This window comes from Pseudomonas sp. KH_017 (assembly GCF_057840285.1).
Genome location: NZ_CM174509.1, coordinates 4,101,106 through 4,118,746 on the forward strand (window position 1 = coordinate 4,101,106; position 17,641 = coordinate 4,118,746).

15 protein-coding genes are annotated in these 17,641 nt (G+C 60.0%); 2 read left to right on the forward strand and 13 right to left on the reverse strand.

All coding sequences use genetic code 11. From position 1 onward, the window contains the following. Position 1 precedes the first annotated feature (1 nt). The 5 genes from AC3IT6_RS18670 to AC3IT6_RS18690 form a co-directional block, all read right to left on the reverse strand. Positions 2-874: an ABC transporter permease gene (locus AC3IT6_RS18670; protein WP_489351859.1), complete on the reverse strand. Its 873-nt coding sequence runs from the start codon at positions 872-874 to the stop codon at positions 2-4. Next, on the reverse strand, positions 871-1,827 hold the full coding sequence (locus tag AC3IT6_RS18675; protein ID WP_489351861.1) for an ABC transporter permease: 957 nt from the start codon (positions 1,825-1,827) through the stop codon (positions 871-873). Before AC3IT6_RS18675 ends, AC3IT6_RS18670 begins: the two co-directional genes overlap by 4 nt. A 46-nt stretch (positions 1,828-1,873) precedes the next feature. Beyond that, complete coding sequence (locus tag AC3IT6_RS18680; protein ID WP_489351863.1) at positions 1,874-3,520, reverse strand: ABC transporter substrate-binding protein; 1,647 nt, start codon at positions 3,518-3,520, stop codon at positions 1,874-1,876. Between the two features lie 93 nt (positions 3,521-3,613). Beyond that, entirely contained in the window at positions 3,614-4,888 is a 1,275-nt protein-coding gene (locus AC3IT6_RS18685) for an NAD(P)/FAD-dependent oxidoreductase (RefSeq protein ID WP_223458797.1), read from the reverse strand. A gap of 36 nt (positions 4,889-4,924) precedes the next feature. Continuing rightward, the gene (locus tag AC3IT6_RS18690) at positions 4,925-5,593 is read right to left on the reverse strand and encodes a haloacid dehalogenase type II (protein WP_489351866.1); all 669 of its coding nucleotides are present in this window, start codon (positions 5,591-5,593) and stop codon (positions 4,925-4,927) included. 862 nt (positions 5,594-6,455) lie between these two features. Here AC3IT6_RS18690 and AC3IT6_RS18695 point away from each other — a divergent pair. Then, positions 6,456-7,943 carry an aldehyde dehydrogenase family protein gene (locus AC3IT6_RS18695; RefSeq protein WP_489351868.1) on the forward strand — a complete coding sequence of 496 codons (1,488 nt, stop codon included), beginning with the start codon at positions 6,456-6,458 and terminating at the stop codon, positions 7,941-7,943. 204 nt (positions 7,944-8,147) lie between these two features. Here AC3IT6_RS18695 and AC3IT6_RS18700 read toward each other — a convergent pair whose 3' ends face one another. The 7 genes from AC3IT6_RS18700 to AC3IT6_RS18730 are packed head-to-tail and all read right to left on the reverse strand — an operon-like array spanning position 8,148 to position 14,431. After that, on the reverse strand, positions 8,148-8,852 hold the full coding sequence (locus AC3IT6_RS18700) for a 2-oxo acid dehydrogenase subunit E2 (RefSeq protein WP_489351870.1): 705 nt from the start codon (positions 8,850-8,852) through the stop codon (positions 8,148-8,150). A 3-nt stretch (positions 8,853-8,855) separates the two neighbouring features. Then, on the reverse strand, positions 8,856-9,089 hold the full coding sequence (locus tag AC3IT6_RS18705; RefSeq protein WP_489351872.1) for a biotin/lipoyl-containing protein: 234 nt from the start codon (positions 9,087-9,089) through the stop codon (positions 8,856-8,858). 4 nt (positions 9,090-9,093) lie between these two features. Then, positions 9,094-10,119 carry an alpha-ketoacid dehydrogenase subunit beta gene (locus tag AC3IT6_RS18710; RefSeq protein ID WP_489351874.1) on the reverse strand — a complete coding sequence of 342 codons (1,026 nt, stop codon included), beginning with the start codon at positions 10,117-10,119 and terminating at the stop codon, positions 9,094-9,096. Between the two features lie 24 nt (positions 10,120-10,143). Beyond that, entirely contained in the window at positions 10,144-11,223 is a 1,080-nt protein-coding gene (locus AC3IT6_RS18715; RefSeq protein ID WP_489356612.1) for a 2,3-butanediol dehydrogenase, read from the reverse strand. 56 nt (positions 11,224-11,279) lie between these two features. Further along, positions 11,280-12,269, reverse strand: a complete 990-nt coding sequence (locus AC3IT6_RS18720; RefSeq protein ID WP_489351876.1) for a thiamine pyrophosphate-dependent dehydrogenase E1 component subunit alpha — start codon at positions 12,267-12,269, stop codon at positions 11,280-11,282. 12 nt (positions 12,270-12,281) lie between these two features. Further along, on the reverse strand, positions 12,282-13,862 hold the full coding sequence (locus tag AC3IT6_RS18725) for a GMC family oxidoreductase (protein ID WP_489351878.1): 1,581 nt from the start codon (positions 13,860-13,862) through the stop codon (positions 12,282-12,284). Positions 13,863-13,912: 50 nt separating this feature from the next. After that, on the reverse strand, positions 13,913-14,431 hold the full coding sequence (locus tag AC3IT6_RS18730) for a gluconate 2-dehydrogenase subunit 3 family protein (RefSeq protein ID WP_489351880.1): 519 nt from the start codon (positions 14,429-14,431) through the stop codon (positions 13,913-13,915). Positions 14,432-14,927: 496 nt separating this feature from the next. On the opposite strand from AC3IT6_RS18730, the gene AC3IT6_RS18735 reads away from it, so the two are divergent. Continuing rightward, complete coding sequence (locus tag AC3IT6_RS18735; protein WP_489351882.1) at positions 14,928-16,877, forward strand: sigma-54-dependent Fis family transcriptional regulator; 1,950 nt, start codon at positions 14,928-14,930, stop codon at positions 16,875-16,877. 61 nt (positions 16,878-16,938) lie between these two features. Here the strand turns inward: AC3IT6_RS18735 and AC3IT6_RS18740 are convergent, their stop codons facing one another. Continuing rightward, the gene (locus tag AC3IT6_RS18740) at positions 16,939-17,490 is read right to left on the reverse strand and encodes a VOC family protein (RefSeq protein ID WP_489351884.1); all 552 of its coding nucleotides are present in this window, start codon (positions 17,488-17,490) and stop codon (positions 16,939-16,941) included. Between the last annotated feature and the right edge of the window lie 151 nt (positions 17,491-17,641).

Below are 17,641 nucleotides of genomic sequence, written 5' to 3' on the forward strand. Positions count from 1 at the left end.
TTCAATGACCTCCCGAACGTCGACTACGTCGCGACGACAGTCGGTCGATAAACAGATTCACACCGATGGTCAGGGTGCCGATGGCCAACGCCGGAATCACGATGGCAGGCGCACCCTGGTAGAGACCGCCGATGTTCTCGCGAACCAGCGAGCCGAGGTCGGCATCCGGTGGTTGCACACCCAACCCGAGGAAACTCATGCCACTGAGCAGCAGCACGATGAAGCCAAAGCGCAAACCCAGGTCCGTCAGCACCGGGTTAAGCATGTTCGGCAGGATTTCCACGCAGGCGATGTACAGCCGACGCTCGCCGCGAGTACGGGCCACTTGCACATATTCCAGCGCTTCGATGTTCACCGCCATGCTGCGGGCGATGCGGAATGCGCCCGGGGTGAAGCTCAATACCGCCGTGCAGATCAGCAAGGTGACCGAGGAGCCGAAGGCCGAGACCATGATCAACGCCAGCATCTTGCTGGGGATCGAAATGAAGGCGTCCATCAAGCGACTGATCAACTCATCCAGCCACTTCGGCGACACCACCGACAGCAATGCGAAGCTAGTGCCCAGACCGCTGGCCAACACCGCCGCCACCAAGGCCAGGCCGACGGTGAATCGTGCGCCGACGAGGATCCGACTGAGCATGTCGCGGCCCAGGTAATCGGTGCCGAACGGGTAAGTAGCGCTCAGGGTGTCGAAGACATTATCAGAGACCACTTCCCCGACCGGATGCGGTGCCAGCCATGGACCGAAGATGGCCACCAGCAACCAGATCACACACATCGCAGCGCCGATCAGGCCGACCCAGGACGATCCGTGGGAAACCTTGCCCAGTGCCAATTTGGTAGTAGTCGGCGATTTCACAATGAGATTGTTCATTGATTTCTCAGCCTCGGATTGGAAAGAATCGCGCACAGGTCGGCAATCAGCACCAACGTCAAATACGCCGTACAAAACAACATGGTGCAGGCTTGAACCAGGGCCATGTCGCGGTTGGTCACGGCATCGACCATCAGGCTGGCGATGCCGGGGTAGTTGAAGATCGTTTCAACGATCACCACCCCGCCCAACAGGTAAGACAGGCTCAGGGCGATGGCATTGGCAATGGGTCCGATGGCGTTGGGCAAGGCATGGCGTAAAACGATCCGAATCTTGCTCACACCTTTGAGCCGGGCCATTTCCACGTAAGCGCTGTCGAGCTGATCGATCACCGCCGCCCGGGTCATGCGCGACATTTGCGCGACAATCACGCAGCACAGCGTCATCACCGGCAACGCGTAAGTGCGCATGAATTGCCAGGGTGAAGTGATGTCACTGGCGTAGGACAGCGCCGACAACCAACCCAGGTTCACCGCGAAAATCAGAACCGCCAGGGTCGCGACCAGAAACTCCGGCACCGCCACCATGGTCAAGGTGAAAAAGCTCAGGACACTGTCGATGCGCCCGCCCCGGCCCATGGCCGAACCGATGCCCAGAAACAACGCCACCGGTACTGACACCAGCGCCGTCGCGGCCGCAAGCATCAAGGTATTGGGCAGACGCCCGGCCATCAAGTCACTGACCGGCATGGCGTTGGACACCGACTGCCCCATATCACCGCTAAGCAGGTTCATCAACCAGTGCAGGTAACGCAACACACCGGGCTGATCCAGCCCCATTTTCAGGCGCAAGGCGGCCACTTGTTCCGGCGTGGCGAACTGCCCCAGAGACTGTTGCGCCGCGTCCCCCGGCAGCACCGCCGTGATGGCGAAAACCACCATGGACACAATCAACAAGGTCACGATCGCCGCGCCCAGGCGCCGGCCGATCAACCACAGTGTGTTGCTGTTCATCACCCTATCCTCATGCAATGTAGCTGCAGCAAAAACCCGACTTTCATCAAGCGTCCAGCCAGACCTGCTCGGCAAACATGTACCCCATGAAACCGCCCAGGGGGTTGGTGCCGTAGCCCTTGACTCGCTGATCGGCGCCATCGATGTTGCTGATGAACACTGGCACGCCGATACCGCTGTGCTCGTGCACCAGGGTTTGCATATCTGCGTACATCTTGCCGCGCTTGGCCTCGTCGGTTTCACCTCGGGCTTGTACCAACAGTTGGTCGAACTGTTCGTTTTTCCAGCCGGACTCATTCCAGGGTGCTGTCGACTGGAAGAACTGCGAGAAAAGCATGTCGGCATTGGGCCGCGGATTGATGTTGCCAAAGCTCAGCGGGTGCTTCGCCCAATGGTTGGACCAGTAGCCATCGCTCGGTAGGCGGTTGACGTCGAGCTTGAGCCCCGCCTGTTTGGCTGACTGCTGCAGCAGCACGGCGATGTCCACCGAACCGGTCGCAGCCGGCGAGCACATCAGCGGCATGGTGATGCTTTCCATGCCGGCCTTTTTGAGCAGGAACTTGGCTTTTTCCGGATCGTAGGCACGTTGTGGCAGGTCTGCGTTGAAGAAGCGCGCACCGGGTGCGATCGGGTGATCGTTGCCGACCCTGGCGTAGCCACGGAATATCGCCGACTTGATCTGGTCCCGGTCCAGCAGCAATTTCATGGCCTGGGTGAATTCCGGGCTTTGGCCTGGCAGCTGGTCCTGACGAATGATCAGGTCAGTGTAGTTACCCGACGGCGAGTCCACGACCCGATGCCTGGTGCTGCCTTTGATGCGAACCGTTGAGCGCGGGTTAACCTCGTTGACGATGTGTACGTCGCCCGACAACAGGGCGTTGACCCGTGACGACTCGTCGGCAATGGCAATAAATTCGATCTCGTCCAGATAGGGCAAGCCGGGTTTCCAGTAATTGGAATTGCGCACACCAATCGAACGCACCCCTGGTTTGAACTCCTTGGCCTTGAACGGGCCGGTACCGATGCCCTGACTGAAATCGCTCGTACCCTCGGGAACGATCAACATGTGAGAGATGGCAAGAACCGACGGCAATTCAGCATTCGGGCCGCTCAATTGTATCTGCACTTCGTGGGTGCCGACGGCCTTGACCTCGGCGAACTGCGACGCCAGCGGCAGGACCTTGGAACCGGTGATCGGGTCCTTGTGCCGCAACAGGGAAAACACCACGTCAGCGGCGGTCAGGGGCTTGCCGTTGTGGAAGGTCACTTCCTTGCGCAGGCTGATCACCCAGAGCGTGGCGTCAGTGGTTTCAATTCGCTCGGCCAACTCCAATTGCGGCACCATATGGCTGTCGAATCGGGTCAGGCCGTTGTAGAACATGTAGTGACGCACGTAGTCGGTGGACGACGAACCTTTGGCTGGATCCAGGGTGTCGGCGGTGGAGCTGGACGAGCCTGCAACGCGGATACGACCGCCGGGCTTGCCTTTGCCAGGGCTTGCACCTTCATCATCGGCAAACAGTTTGCCAGCGGCGCCGAACAGACTGCCAGCCCCCACTGCGGCCACCCCTGCCAACCCCAGCATTTGCAATGCATTGCGGCGTGACATGCCGCGATTGAGCCCTTCAAAAACACGCAGACTTTCTTCACCGGTGATCAACTGGGAGTCGATATTCTTTTTATCGTCAGTCATGTCAGTCCAACCTTTCGCAAATGATAAGGCTCAAGTGCTGGCGATTAAGCGCAGCGTGATTGAAACGTAAAAATGAGAAGCAACCACATGAACTCAGTGCAGGTAGTCCTGCAGGCGGTAATACGCACCCACCAGAGGCAGGAACCAGGGTTTGCCGAAATGCCCGGGAATGGCTGGCCAATCGAGTTCGCGCCACGGGTTGGCCTCGACCTTGCCGGCCATTACCTCGGCCATGACCTGCCCCATGTGTACCGACATTTGCACCCCATGACCGCTATAACCCATGGAGTAATAAACCCCTCCATGCTGCCCGGCCCGGGGCAACCGATCGGAGGTCATATCCACGAGACCACCCCAGCAGTAATCGATCTTCACGCTAGCCAGTTGCGGAAACATCTGGACCATCGCCGCCTGCAATACCTTGCCGCTCTTGGCGTCGGAAATGCTGTCGGACATGGCAAACCGGGCACGACCGCCAAACAGCAAGCGGTTGTCCGGCGTCAGGCGGAAGTAGTTACCGATCATGCGGCTGGTGACATAGGAACGCCGTGCCGGTAGCAAGCTGTCGATCAGGGCCTGCGGTAGCACCTCGGTGGCGATCACGAAACTGCCCACCGGCACGATCCGCCGCCGATACCAGCCCAATCCGCCCTGCTGGCATGTACCTGTGGCCAGCAGAATCTGCGTGGCGTGTAGCGAGCCCTTGGTGGTGTTGACCTGATAGCCGCCAGCGCTGGCTTTCCAGTCCGTCACTGACACGCCCTGAAAGATCGATGCGCCGTGACGTGCTGCTGCTTCGGCAAGCCCGACACCGAAGCGCCCGACATGCATCTGCACGCCGTTGCGCTGCAGCATGCCTCCATGGAACTGGGCCGAGTTGGCTTCAGCACGGGCTTCTTCTGGAGAGAGCAACTCGACGTCGGCGTCGACCTCCCGCCGAATCAATTCGCAGGTGCGCGCCAAACCTTCGTAATGCATCGGTTTGGCGGCCAGCTTCAGCTTGCCATTGCGCTTGAGGTCGCAGGCAATCTGCTCCTGCTCCACCAATGAAACGACGCTCTGTACGGCGCTTTCATAGGCTTGGTAATAAGCACGCGCCTTATCAGCGCCGAGGCTGGCGCTGAGTGCCGCGTAGTCCTGGGCAACGCCGGTGCTGCAGTGGCCACCATTGCGCCCCGAAGCCTCGCCAATCACCCGCCCTCCTTCCAGCACCACCACACTGGCCCCCTTCAAGGCCAGGGCTCGGGCCGCCGCCAGGCCGGTGAGACCACCACCGACGATGGCCACATCGACCTGCCCGGGCAATGCGCCGAGCTGAGCACCGGTGAATTGCGGTGCGGTATCGAGCCAATAGGACTCACTGCCCATATCTAACCCCTTTTGCCTTGAAGAGTGCCCTGAGGCTCAGAGACCGACCAACCCGGCCAAACCGCCGATATCCGGGATCTGGTGGTAGCCATAGACGGCATTCGCCGGCTGCTCGTGACCACGGGCAACGAAAGCCTTGTTCTTGATCTTCATGTCGTGAGCAGGCATCAGGTCATAACGGAAGCTCGAAGATACGTGCAGAACGTCCTCCGGCCCGCAGCCGAGGTTGTCGAGCATGAACTCGAAGGCGGCCAGGCGCGGCTTGTAGGCCTGGGCTTGCTGGGCGGTGAAGACTTTATGGAAGGGCGCGCCGAGCTTGTCGACGTTGGACATGATCTGCTCGTCCATCGCGTTGGAGAAAATCACCAGGGGAATCTTGTCGGCGATTTTCGCCAGGCCAGCCGGCACGTCGGCATGTGGCCCCCAAGTCGGTACGGCGTCGTAGTAGAGCTGGCCTTCACCTTTGTACTCGACACCCCAACGCTTGCAGACCCGCGCCAGGGAGGTCTTGATAATCTCATCATACGGCCGCCAGTCACCCATCACCTGATCCAGACGATAGGCGGAGAAGTCCTTGACGAACTGATCCATTTGCTCAAAAGGGACACGATCGGCGAACAGTTCGCGCGTCATGTTTCCCATTTGAAAGTTGGTCAACGTGCCATAGCAGTCAAAGGTAATAAACTTGGGTCGAAGAAAGCTCATGAGTGCGGTCCTTAATGATTGTTGAGGTCATGACGGGGCAAACAGTTACTCCGCTCTGGAAGCATCGGAGCAACGCTGCATCACGGATTTATTACAACACCAAGAGACCATGCATAAACTGTTAAAAGTATAGGCTGCTTGGTACAAACCACCGTTTTGCAGGGCTTGCTCAGCAGACTTTGCGGGACGCTCCAGACTCGGGCGCTCCACCCCCTGTTCTTAAGCCTTTGCGGGCTTTTATGGTGCGTTGGCAAGCCACGCACAACGCAATGTGCGGCAGTATTCATGACTGGCGAAAGGAGAACGGGGGCATTTTCTGAGGCGCGCCCGCTGATTGTGCTGCGAGGTGAGGCGGGGCCAGGCAAGACTTCAATGCGCTTGGGAACAACCTTGTTTCTATTAGCGATAGGTGTGACATACCGGTCAAAGCAACATCTGTACGCGTCGTGACAGCTCTACAAAGGCGGCGCATTGCACGATGCAGCACCACGTCCTTTCCTGCTTATCTATATGGCCCACCACCGCCACCGATGAGCCTGCGACCGCATTGACTGGTAATGGTCTCATCGAGCTGTCTATCAGCAAGGTTTCTGACGAAATCGGGTCAACTTGCTCTCATACAAAGTCAGCCTGACAGATACGGCAGATTCTCCCTTGCAAACCTCAAGAACAGCACATTTTATCTGGCACGCTTTGTTAGCTTATCGAGAAGACGCGGCATAGCGATGTCCTGGTCGCCACGGCGATGTTCTGGTGATTTCCACGTTCGGCTTGATCTATGTTTCAGCTGCCTTGCAGGGTCGCGAGCCAGACCGCCCTCTGCTGCTTGCAGTGCCTATTACCGCTCAAGGGAGCCAGTTGGATGACAATACAATCTTCGAATAGCTACAGCGCTGATCCGCAAACGGCTCAGAAATTTTATATCAATGGCTGTTGGTCTTCCCCGGCAATCCCGGCAAGTTTGCCGGTGGTCAATCCGGCAACTGAAGAGGTCGTTGCGCAGGTCGCGCAAGGCTCCGCCGCGGATGTTGATCGGGCAGTAGCGGCGGCGCGCGCAGCATTTGCTGGTTGGTCTGCTACCCGCGCAGAGTCACGCGCGCTTGTCCTTGGAAAGATCCATGAGCTCATCCTTGAGCGAAAAGAAGTGCTCGCGCAGGCCCTCTCCCTCGAAATGGGCGCTGCCATCGGTTCCGCCCGGGCAATGCAAGTGCCTCTCGCGGCCGAACACGTTCGGGTCGCCCGCGACCTGCTGTCCACTTATCGTTTCCAGACGGTTGAAGATGGAACCGCGATTGAACGCGAACCTATAGGCGTCTGCGGTCTCATCACTCCGTGGAACTGGCCGCTTTATCAAATCACCGCGAAAGTCGCCCCGGCTATTGCTGCCGGATGCACTGTGGTCCTCAAACCAAGCGAACTGTCGCCGCTGAGCGCCCTTCTTTTTGCACAACTGGTCCACGACGCGGGCCTTCCACCTGGCGTCTTCAACCTCGTGAACGGAAGTGGATCCGAGGTCGGCGCAGCGATGGCTGCGCACCCTGACATCGATATGATTTCGATTACCGGCTCCAACCGCGCGGGCGCGCTGGTCGCACAGGCAGCCGCCCATACGGTGAAGCGCGTCACACAAGAATTGGGAGGTAAATCCCCGAACATTCTGCTTCCCGACGCCGACTTTGCCAAAGCAGTCCCACTGGGCGTGATGTCAGCGTTCCGCAACGTCGGACAATCGTGCAGCGCCCCGACACGAATGATCGTACCTAAGGACCGGCTGGCGGAGGTTGAATCGCTGGCAGCCGAAACCGCCAATGCGATCATCGTGGGTGATCCGCGATCGGAAGCTACGGTGCTCGGTCCCATTGCCAACGAGGCCCAGTTCAATCGCGTGCAAGCCATGATCGAGGCTGGCCTGAGTGAGGGCGCAAAACTCGTTTGCGGCGGACCAGGACGTGTGCCGGGTTTTGAAAAGGGCTTCTACACTCGACCAACAGTATTCTCCGAGGTAGATACGGCAATGCGGATCGCCCAAGATGAAATTTTCGGGCCGGTGCTGTGCATCATTCCGTATGAAACGATCGATGAGGCGGTCGTTATCGCGAACGATACGGTATACGGGCTGGGCGCCCATGTTCAGTCTCAGGACCTTGATCTAGCGCGTGCAGTGGCCTCTCGTATCCGCGCGGGACAAGTGCTTCTGAATTACCCCGCCTGGAATCCGATGGCTCCATTCGGTGGTTACAAACGTTCTGGTAATGGTCGTGAGTATGGTGTCTATGGCTTGGAGGAATACCTGGAAACCAAGGCAATCATTGGATTCGGCGGATCACTTGATAGTACTTCCCGCACGTAAAACTCATTCAAATGTCCGGTACTGTCCAATTCGGCTAGCCACCGATGCGGACGCCCATCGCACAGACCGGTTGAATCCACAGCCAAAAGCGGACGCTTTTCAAACGTCCGCTTTTGGCTGGATTGTCTTAAGGAAATCGACTCGTCCTCAGTCTTTTTCGCTCAGCCTCCAGGCCGGCCTCGATACTGACGCGCCAGATCCGGCTCATGGTGGCTCTACCCCTTCGATTCGCTGGCACAGATCATCGAGGAAGTCTGCGGCAGGAACACCGTTCACGGCCCGGTGATCAAAGGTCAGCGAAAGGCCCATGAAGTCGCGCTCTGATAACGAACCATCGGCGCCTCGTTGCAGGCGACGCTGGATGCCTCCCAGCCCGATAATGGCCACCTGAGGGACATTGAGGATGGGCGTGAAGAAACGCACCCGCGACAGCCCCAGGTTGGTCACGGTCACCGTGGCACCCGTCAGTTCCTTCACCGAGAGCTTCCCGGACAGTGCCTTGTCCACCAGGGCCCGGCGTGCAAATGCCAAGCCCTGCGCATCCAGTTGGTCGGCATCGAACAGTGCGGGCGCCACCAGCAGATCGTCCGGCAGCGGGATCGCCAGACCGAGATGCACCGAACCATGCCGCGTGATTTGGTTATCCTGCAGGGTTGCGTTGAGTCCCGGATGGTTCTTCAGGGAACATACGATCTCATACAGCAGCAGGTCCTGGAGCGATACCTGGCTACCCACAGCCTTCAGTTGCGCCCGTTTCGCCTGCAGGTTGGTCAACTCGCATTCAGCGTGGTGAGTCAGTTGCGCGGCAGTCTGCAAGCTTTCGCTCATCTTTGCAGCGATCATTTTTCGCATGCCTTTCAAGAGCACGGTGCTACCGGAACCGGCAGCGACATTCTGTAGGTGCCCCATGGCTCACTCCACTAACCCGATGGTCGCGCCTTTGGCGACCACCGCGTCTTCTTCTTCGAGGATTTTCAGCACGCCGCAAGCCGGCGCCTCGATCTCGAACTGGGCCTTTTCAGACATGATTTCTGCCACCAGGTCGCCTTGACCAACTTCGGCGCCATCACTGACCAGCCAGGAAGTGATTACGGCTTCGGCGTCGCCTTCCCAGAGGTCGGCGGGAATCAGGATTGAGTTGGACATGTTGTTATTCCTCGTTCTTCAGGTTCTGGAAGGCCGCAACGATCTTTGCTGCGCAAGGCAGCGCCCATTGCTCCATAGGCGGTGTGAAAGGAATCGGAATGTCGGGGAAAGCCACTCGCTGCGGGCGCGCCTTGAGCATCCCGATGTCGTGTTCGACGACGCTAGCGATGATTTCGCCGCTCACACCAAAGCTGTGATAGTCCTCGTCGACAACGATGAGTCGGCCGGTCTTGCGCACAGAGGCGATGACGTGCTCACGGTCCAGCGGCACCAGACTGCGCAGGTCCACGACTTCGGCGCTGACACCCTGCTGCTCCAACTGCCGGGCAGCGCGCAGCGCGTGATGCACGCCGGCGCCCAGGCTGACGATACTGACATCACTGCCTTCGCGAACCGTCTTCGCCTTGCCGATCTCCACGGTATAGGGTTGCTCCGGTACAGCCACCGTGGCGCCCTTTTCGGTACCCAGCCAGCCCATGCCCTGCAGCGACTTGTGGAACAGGTAGACGACCGGGTTGTCATCACGAATGGCGGCGGTCATCAGACCCTTGGCGTCGTAGGCGTTGCTCGGCACCACCACCTTCATGCCTGGCAGGTGAGCGAAGGTGCCGTAAAGGCATTGCGAATGCTGCCCGGCGTCGGAGTAGCCGGCACCGGTGGATGCCATCAGCACCATGGGCACGCTGACCTTGCCGCCGGAGAAGTAGGTGTTCTTCGCCATCAGGTTGTAGATCGCGTCCATACAGACGCCGAAGAAGTCGACGAACATCAGTTCGACAATCGGACGCATGCCGTCAGAGGCCGCGCCCACGGCAGCGCCGATGAAGGCGGTTTCCGAGATAGGCGTATCACGAATGCGCGCGCTGCCGAATTCTTCATGCAGGCCACGGGTGTTGCCGAACACCCCGCCGAGTTGGCCAATGTCCTCGCCCATCACGAAGACGCGTGGGTCGAGGCGCATTTCCTGGGCCATCGCCTCGGCCATGGCGCGGGCGACGGTGAGTTTGCGTTCTTTGATTGTTGCGGACATGTCTGATTTCCTCCGTCGATGGGATCAGTGACCGGCAGCGGCAGGCGCGGACGGCCTGACGATGATCTTCACGTTCTGGTCCTTGTTGTTAACCAGCTCCTCGAAGCCCTGCTCGAGGATGTGTTCCAGTTCGATCCGCCCGGTGATCAGCGGAGTGACGTCCAGGCGGCCGTCGGCGATCAGAGCGATGACATCGGCGAACTCACCGTTGTAGGCCAAGGCGCCAATGACCTGCTTTTCGGTGGCGACGATTTCGAAGAAGTTGAATTCGCTGGGCTCCTCGAAGATGCCCACCATCACGCAGCGCCCGCCCTTGCGAATGACATCGATAGCCAACTTGGCAGTGGTCTTGTGGCCGATGCACTCGAAGGAAACCGCGGCACCATATCCATCGGTCAGTTCGCGCACCGAAGCAATGGCATCGCACTGGCTGGGGTCAAGCACCTCGGTGGCCCCCACCTCAAGCGCCTTCGCCTTGCGCGCCGTGGACATTTCGAGCGCGATGATCCGGGCCGCACCCGCGGCACGGGCGCACATGATGGTGCACAGACCGATGGTTCCAGCGCCGACTACCACCACGGTCTGGCCGAGGAGGCTGCCGGCCTTCTTCACCGCGTGCATGCCAACTGCCAGAGGTTCGATCAGCGCGCCGGCCTCATCAGGGAAACCTTCCGGTAGGCGGTACAGCAGATTGGCCGGGATGTTGACCAGTTCAGCGAACGCACCGTTGTTCATCAATCCGGTGAAGGCAAGGTTCTCGCACAGGTTGTATTGGCCCTGCTGGCAGAACCAGCATTTGCCGCAATGCTGGCAAGCATCGGCGGCCACACGCTCACCTACTGCAAAGTTCTGAACCCCCTCACCCAGGGAGACAATCTCGCCGCAGAACTCGTGGCCGAGAATGCACTGCCCTTTGAGGCCAGTGAGTGGATGGGCAGTATCAGTGGGAATGAATACCGGCCCGGCCAGGTATTCGTGCAGGTCCGAGCCACAGATGCCGCACCATTGCACACGGATTTGCACCCAACCCGCCTGAGGTTGCGGCGGGCAGGCAACGTCCTGCAGGCGGATGTCGCGTCGGCCATGCCAAACTGCGGCCTTCATCGTCGGTTGTCGGTACATGTCGGTCTCCTTCTTGTCGTTGTTGTGGCGGGCTCCGTTCACACGAACACCCTTTCCAGAGCTTCTTGCGGTGCCGGATAGGCACTGTCGCGGGCGAACTGCACCGCAGCATCGACGCGTCCCCGGGCACGTTCTTCAATGGCGGCGGCGCCGACCTCGTCCAGCACGCCCAGATCCAACAGGCGTTGGCGGTAAGCCGGAATCGGGTCCTTTGCCAGCAGGGCTTGCTTCTCGCCGGCAGGACGGTAGGTTTCGCCGTCACCCATGAAATGGCCGGCCAGGCGGTGAGTTTCGATCTCGATCAGGCTCGGCCCTTCACCGGCACGGGCCCGAGCAATGGCCTCACCGGCCGCGGCGAAGATGGCGTCAGCGTCGTTACCCGGGACGAACACGCCGGGCATGCCATAAGCGGCAGCACGCAGGTAGTTGCGCTCGATGGCAGTCGAAGAGGCCTTGGCCACCGAGATGCCCCAGGCGTTGTCCTCGATGACGAAGACTACCGGCAGCTTCCACAGCGCGGCCAGATTCAGGGTTTCGTGGAAGGCTCCCTGGTTCGCTGCGCCTTCGCCCAGGTAGGCCACGGCGACTCCGGACTTACCCTGTAGTTGGCGCGATAGCGCAGCACCCACCGCAGGGCCCATGCCTTGGGCGATGATGCCGGAGCAGGAGAAGTTCACCCGTGCGTCGAACAGGTGCATATGGCCGCCGCGGCCGCCAGACAGGCCGGTCTTTTTGCCGAAGATCTCGGCGACCATCTCGTCCAGGTCTACGCCCTTGGCCACGGCGATGTGGTGTGGGCGGTGGGTGGCGGTGACGATGTCCTCCACCGCGAGGTGGGCGCAGACACCGACGGCGCAAGGCTCCTGACCGTTGGACAGGTGCATCTCACCGGGAATTGGCCCATTGGCCATGTTGAATACAGGCGTCTTGCCTTCCATGTAGATTCGTTCGATAGACTCTTCCAGGTAACGGCTGACGAGCATCTGCTCGAGCATCCAGAGTCGCTGGGCTTTGCTGGGTGTGGTCATGGGATTGGCTCCTCAGAGGGCGCGCTGGTTCATCAACGCGCCGATGTGCTCGGCCTGGCGCAAGGCCAGAGCGACAATGGTCAGGGTCGGGTTCTGCCCGCCGCTGGTGGTGAACTGGCTTCCGTCGGAGACGAATAGATTGGGGATGTCGTGGCTCTGGCCCCATTTGTTCACCACGCCGTCGGAATCTTTGGCGCTCATGCGGTTGGTGCCCATGTTGTGACTGGCCGGGTATGACGGCAGGCGGATCACCTCGGTGGCACCGACCGCCTCGTAGCACTTGCGGGTCTGCTCCACGCCGTGATTACGCATGGCGATGTCGAAGGCATGGTCGTCCTTGTGCACCACCGGGACGGGCAGGCCGTACTGGTCCTTCTCGGCGCCGTGGAGGGTGATGCGGTTGCTCTCCATGGGCAGGTCCTCACCGCATAACCACACGCCGGACATATGGTCGTAGCGCTCCATCCGCGAAGCGAAGGCACGGCCCCAGCCCTGCGGGGTCGGATCGAGGAAGGCGGACATGAACGGCAGGCCGAGGGACAGAATTTCCAGCCGGTAGCCACCGACGAAGCCCCGCGAAGTGTTGTTGTAGGACTCGTCGGAAATGATTCCGGCACAGGTGGTGCCCCGATACATGTGAATCGGCTTGGGCAGCACTGCGTAGATGCCCGCGGTGGTGTGACACATGTAGTTGCGCCCAACCTGACCGGAGGAGTTGGCCAGGCCGTCCTTGAACATCGAGGACTCGGAGTTGAGCAACAGGCGCGGCGACTCGATGGAGTTACCGGCCACGCACACCACTCTGGCCTTCTGGCGCTGCTGGCGACCCTCGGCGTCGGCGTAAACCACCCCGGTGACTCGGCCGCGGGCATCATGTTCGATGCGAAGCGCCATGCTCTGCGGACGCACCTCACAGTTGCCGGTAGCCTCCGCGCGGGGGATATCGGTGTAGAGAGTCGACCACTTGGCGCCGATGCGGCAGCCCTGCATACAGAAGCCGATCTGCATGCAACCAGGACGACTGTCATAGGGCTGCGTGTTGATCGCCATGGGGCCGGACTGGATTTCCTTGTAGCCAATGCGTTGGGCGCCTGAGGCCAGGACCTTGAAGGAGTTGTGCCATTGGTGATAAGGCATTCCGGTGCTTGGACCGGTCACGCCCATGTGCTTCTCAGCCTTGACGTACCAGGGCTCCAGCTCCTCATAGCTGATTGGCCAGTCCAGCACATTGGCGCCCTTGATATCGCCGTTCTCGGTGCGCATGCGAAACTCGAAGTCGCGAAAGCGCAGGGCCACGCCGGCCCAGTGCACGGAACTGCCACCCACCGCTTTGACGATCCAGGCCGGCAGGTTCGGGTGGTTGCGCGCCACGTCCCAGCCGCCGGTGGCGATGCGTTTGTCGAGCCAGGAAATCTTGTTGAACATGGCCCACTCATCGTTTTCGATGTCGGACATCTCGTAACGCTTGCCGGCTTCCAGCACCACGGTACGGATTCCTTGCTTGGCCAAGGCGTGAGCCAGGGTCCCGCCGCCGGCGCCCGAGCCAATGATGACGACGACATCGCTGTCGTCCTGGGAGTATTTCGCTGCCATGGGGTTAACCCTCATTGTTGGAATGGATGGAGCCGCGAAGAGAAGGCTGATCAGAGCCAGTCGAGGTCGTTGAAGCCGCGCGCGATATAGCCACCTTTCTCCACCGACGAGCCCTCGTAGCCAAACAGTGGGAACAGCGTCTTGTTGTCGTAGATGCCAAACATCAGCGTACTGCGGGTTTCGCGGAAGAACGGCGTGGTCTCGATCTCGCGAAGCAGGGCGACACGATCGTCCTCACTGACGATCTCTTCGAAAGGCCGGCCATGTGTGGCGCGGGAGCGCCCCTGCAGGGCCTTCAAGCCATCGTTGACCAGGTCCGAGTGTTTACCGAGCAGCTCGACCAGCGACTTGGCATACGGCGCATCGCCGAGCCGGTCATGGGGATAGATATCGCGCCCCATCTGCAGCAGCCCGGCGGGCAACCGGGGCAACACGTCGTCGGCGATGGCGGTGACGGGAATGAGCTGGCTGAAAACGGCGGTAGCGCCGATGATCAGGGCCGATTGCCCCGAAAGACTGAGGAAGCGCCGACGGCTCAGAGGGCCACTCAGGGGTGAAGAGTCATGCATGGCAGAGCTCCAGGCTTTTGCCGGCACGCCTGTAAGGTGGGAACAGGTGTGGCCGACGTTATTGTTATTAGTCCGGGTGCCTTTTCGGCCCCTTCGGTAGTGAAGGGGCAACTTGTGTGCCAATGCCAAAAATAGATCTTAACCTACTGTTTTTAAATGATTTTTTAGCAATCAAAAAACATCTTTCGAGCATGACCTGTAAAGCGAAGGCTTTACACCTGTAAGCATCCGTCCAAGCCTTTTACATAAGTAAAGGCTGGCGATACCTGAACTGAGTGCGAGATCGCAGCGGCGGCATTGCCGGGCACCGCCAACCAATAAGGGGGACCATTTACCGGTCTTCTGGCGGTGGTCCAGCCGCGATCAACGAGGGAAGTGACAGCGCAGGGCTAAACTCGTAATGTGATTGCAACCGTGCCAGCCCGCCCCCCCACGTGCTGATGCCAAACAAGAACAAGATCGTCACGGGCTCCTCATCCCGTGTCCGGGAGGCCGCATGAGCACCCTTTCGACCCCCAGCCTGCACATCGACACTGTGCTGTCCTACGCCAGCGATAACGCCGGACACGAATCCATCATCACCCGGTCCTGGAAGCGTTGTATTCAGGATTACGGTCTGGATCCGGCCAAGCCCGCGCCGCCGCGGTTTGTTCCGCGTCAGGTATTGCGGGAACACCAGGACCACGCGGACGAGCTGATCAACGTGGCCCGTGCAGGCGTCGAGCAGCTGTACCGCCACATCGCCGAGCTGGGGTACGTCATTCTCCTCACCGATAGCCGGGGGATCACCGTGCAGTTCCTCGGCGATCCACTGGATGAGGCGGCGCATCGCAAGACCGGCCTGTACCTCGGCGCCGACTGGAGCGAGAACCACGCAGGAACCTGCGCGGTGGGGACCTGTATCAAGGAGCAACTGCCGCTGACCTGCCACCACCATGATCATTTCAGCGCCCATCACATCGCCCTGACCTGCACCGCAGTGCCCATCTTCAATCCCCACGGGCAGCTGCTGGCCGTGCTGGATATCTCGGCATTGAATTCACCACCGTCCAAGGACTCCCAGCAATTCGCCCTGCAACTGGTCAAGCAGTACGCGCGAATGATCGAGGATGCCTACTTCCTGCGCCGCTACCGTGAAGCTCATATCCTCTGCTTCGACCGTTCCCGCGAGTTCGTCCTGATCAATCGCCAGTACCTGCTGGCGATTGCCGGGGATGGCAGTCTCCTGGCGGCGAATACCGCGGCCCGTGTACTGCTCGCCGAATGTGGCTTGCAGTTGCCGGAGCGGCCTTCGGCACTGGCGCGTCGGATCGGTATCCAGGATCTGTTCGACTGCGAACCTGAAGACATCTTCGGCATCCCCCGCGCCAGCCCCGACCAGGTACGCGCCTTCCGTACCCACCGTCAAAACGCCCTGTTCTTTGCCGCGTTGATGGAGCCCAGCCGAACGCCCGTTGCCCCTCAAGCTCAACGTTCGAGTCAGGAACGCTGCCCACTCGATGAGCTCTCCGACGATGACCCCGCTATGCGCAAGATGCTCGCTCGTGCCAAGCGACTGTGCAACGAGCCGCTGAACGTGCTGCTCAATGGCGAAACCGGTACCGGCAAAGAACGCCTTGCCCGCGCTTTGCACGACAGCAGCAACAGGCGCAAGGCCCCCTTCGTCGCCATCAACTGCGCGGCAATGCCTGAGTCATTGATAGAGAGCGAACTCTTCGGCTACCAACCAGGCACCTTCACCGGTGCACGCAGCAAGGGTATGCGAGGGCTGATCCAGCAGGCCGATGGCGGCACACTGTTCCTCGATGAAATCGGTGACATGCCGCTGCATCTGCAGACGCGGCTGCTGCGCGTGCTTGCCGAGCAGGAAGTGATGCCACTGGGCAGCGAAAAACCGATCAAGGTCAATATCCGCTTCATCGCGGCCAGTCACCGCGACCTGCGGCAGTTGATTGAACGAAACGAGTTTCGCGAAGACCTCTACTACCGCCTCAATGGCGCGGTCCTGCGCCTGCCGGCGCTGCGCGAACGGGCCGACAGGAACTACCTGATAGAACGCATTTTCAGAGAGCTCTGTGAACAGCGCCAACGTCCCGCACGAATCCGGGGCGACGCCATGAGTGCTCTCCTCGGCTACGCCTGGCCAGGCAATATCCGCGAGCTGCGCAATGCGTTGCAGTACGCGCTGGCCACTGCGGAGACGGATGAAATCACTGTGAACGACCTGCCCGAAGAATGCCTGCCGAGCGTCAATCAAAAACAGGCCAGGAGTTCGGTTCCCGTACAGGAACAACAGACATCCCACGCACGCGAAATCGAGGACTGCTTGCGCAGGCAGCGCTGGAATGTCAGCGCCGCGGCACGCGAGCTCGGCATGTCGCGCCCGACCCTATATCGCTGGATGAAGCTTCACAACATCGTTCCTCCCAACGCCCTGGACAGCTAAACCAAAAATTTCAAATGCCCGTAACCGGGCCGAGCCGGGCCGGCCGGGCTTTCAAGTCGAATCAGTGCTCAGGTGTGCGCGGGTCCCAGAGAAGGCGCGTCACTCCTTTCTCGTAGCCCATCCCGTCCGGGAAACTCACCAGCTCCAGCTGCAGCCCCCAGGGCGCCAGGAAGTACACCCAGGTCAGGCCCTTGGCCGGGCCATCGGTGAAGGTCGATGGAGTATCCAGTACCTGCACGCCACGAGACTGCAGGTACTCCACCGCCGCCTCCATGTCGTCCACATAGAACGCCAAGTGGTGCCCGCCGACGTCGCTGTTGCGGGGCAACCGACGATTCTGGTCGGGAGCTGTGTACTCGAAAATTTCCAGGTTGGTGCCATTGCCACATCGGACCATCTGGAAGTCGCGAATAGACGTGCGCGGATGCACGTTGAGGTGCCGCTCCATCCAGTCGTCTTCAAAACGGAATTCGCCAAAGGTGAAGTATGGCTCGCAGCCAAGCACCTCGACGAAGAAGGCAACAGCCTCAGACAGGTTCGGCACCGTGATGCCGATATGCTGCATGCCGCGCATTCCCGGCAGAGCGTCATTCAGGTTGTTCTTGTGGGTCATGAGTGTCTCACTTGTTGTTGTACGAGATTAGCCAGCTTCGTGCTGACTCATCCCCTGCTGCACACCCAATGCCACAAACTAACCCATTGATTTTAATAGTAGTCACTCCCGCCGTTGGCAGCAGCGGTGTAAAGGCCTTTACAGCTGCAAG

Bases quoted from the DNA above. Each gene is read 5' to 3' on its own strand.
- AC3IT6_RS18670 (WP_489351859.1), bottom strand. From the start codon at position 874: ATGAACAATCTCATTGTGAAATCGCCGACTACTACCAAATTGGCACTG.
- AC3IT6_RS18675 (WP_489351861.1), bottom strand. From the start codon at position 1,827: ATGAACAGCAACACACTGTGGTTGATCGGCCGGCGCCTGGGCGCGGCG.
- AC3IT6_RS18680 (WP_489351863.1), bottom strand. From the start codon at position 3,520: ATGACTGACGATAAAAAGAATATCGACTCCCAGTTGATCACCGGTGAA.
- AC3IT6_RS18685 (WP_223458797.1), bottom strand. From the start codon at position 4,888: ATGGGCAGTGAGTCCTATTGGCTCGATACCGCACCGCAATTCACCGGT.
- AC3IT6_RS18690 (WP_489351866.1), bottom strand. From the start codon at position 5,593: ATGAGCTTTCTTCGACCCAAGTTTATTACCTTTGACTGCTATGGCACG.
- AC3IT6_RS18695 (WP_489351868.1), top strand. From the start codon at position 6,456: ATGACAATACAATCTTCGAATAGCTACAGCGCTGATCCGCAAACGGCT.
- AC3IT6_RS18700 (WP_489351870.1), bottom strand. From the start codon at position 8,852: ATGGGGCACCTACAGAATGTCGCTGCCGGTTCCGGTAGCACCGTGCTC.
- AC3IT6_RS18705 (WP_489351872.1), bottom strand. From the start codon at position 9,089: ATGTCCAACTCAATCCTGATTCCCGCCGACCTCTGGGAAGGCGACGCC.
- AC3IT6_RS18710 (WP_489351874.1), bottom strand. From the start codon at position 10,119: ATGTCCGCAACAATCAAAGAACGCAAACTCACCGTCGCCCGCGCCATG.
- AC3IT6_RS18715 (WP_489356612.1), bottom strand. From the start codon at position 11,223: ATGAAGGCCGCAGTTTGGCATGGCCGACGCGACATCCGCCTGCAGGAC.
- AC3IT6_RS18720 (WP_489351876.1), bottom strand. From the start codon at position 12,269: ATGACCACACCCAGCAAAGCCCAGCGACTCTGGATGCTCGAGCAGATG.
- AC3IT6_RS18725 (WP_489351878.1), bottom strand. From the start codon at position 13,862: ATGGCAGCGAAATACTCCCAGGACGACAGCGATGTCGTCGTCATCATT.
- AC3IT6_RS18730 (WP_489351880.1), bottom strand. From the start codon at position 14,431: ATGCATGACTCTTCACCCCTGAGTGGCCCTCTGAGCCGTCGGCGCTTC.
- AC3IT6_RS18735 (WP_489351882.1), top strand. From the start codon at position 14,928: ATGAGCACCCTTTCGACCCCCAGCCTGCACATCGACACTGTGCTGTCC.
- AC3IT6_RS18740 (WP_489351884.1), bottom strand. From the start codon at position 17,490: ATGACCCACAAGAACAACCTGAATGACGCTCTGCCGGGAATGCGCGGC.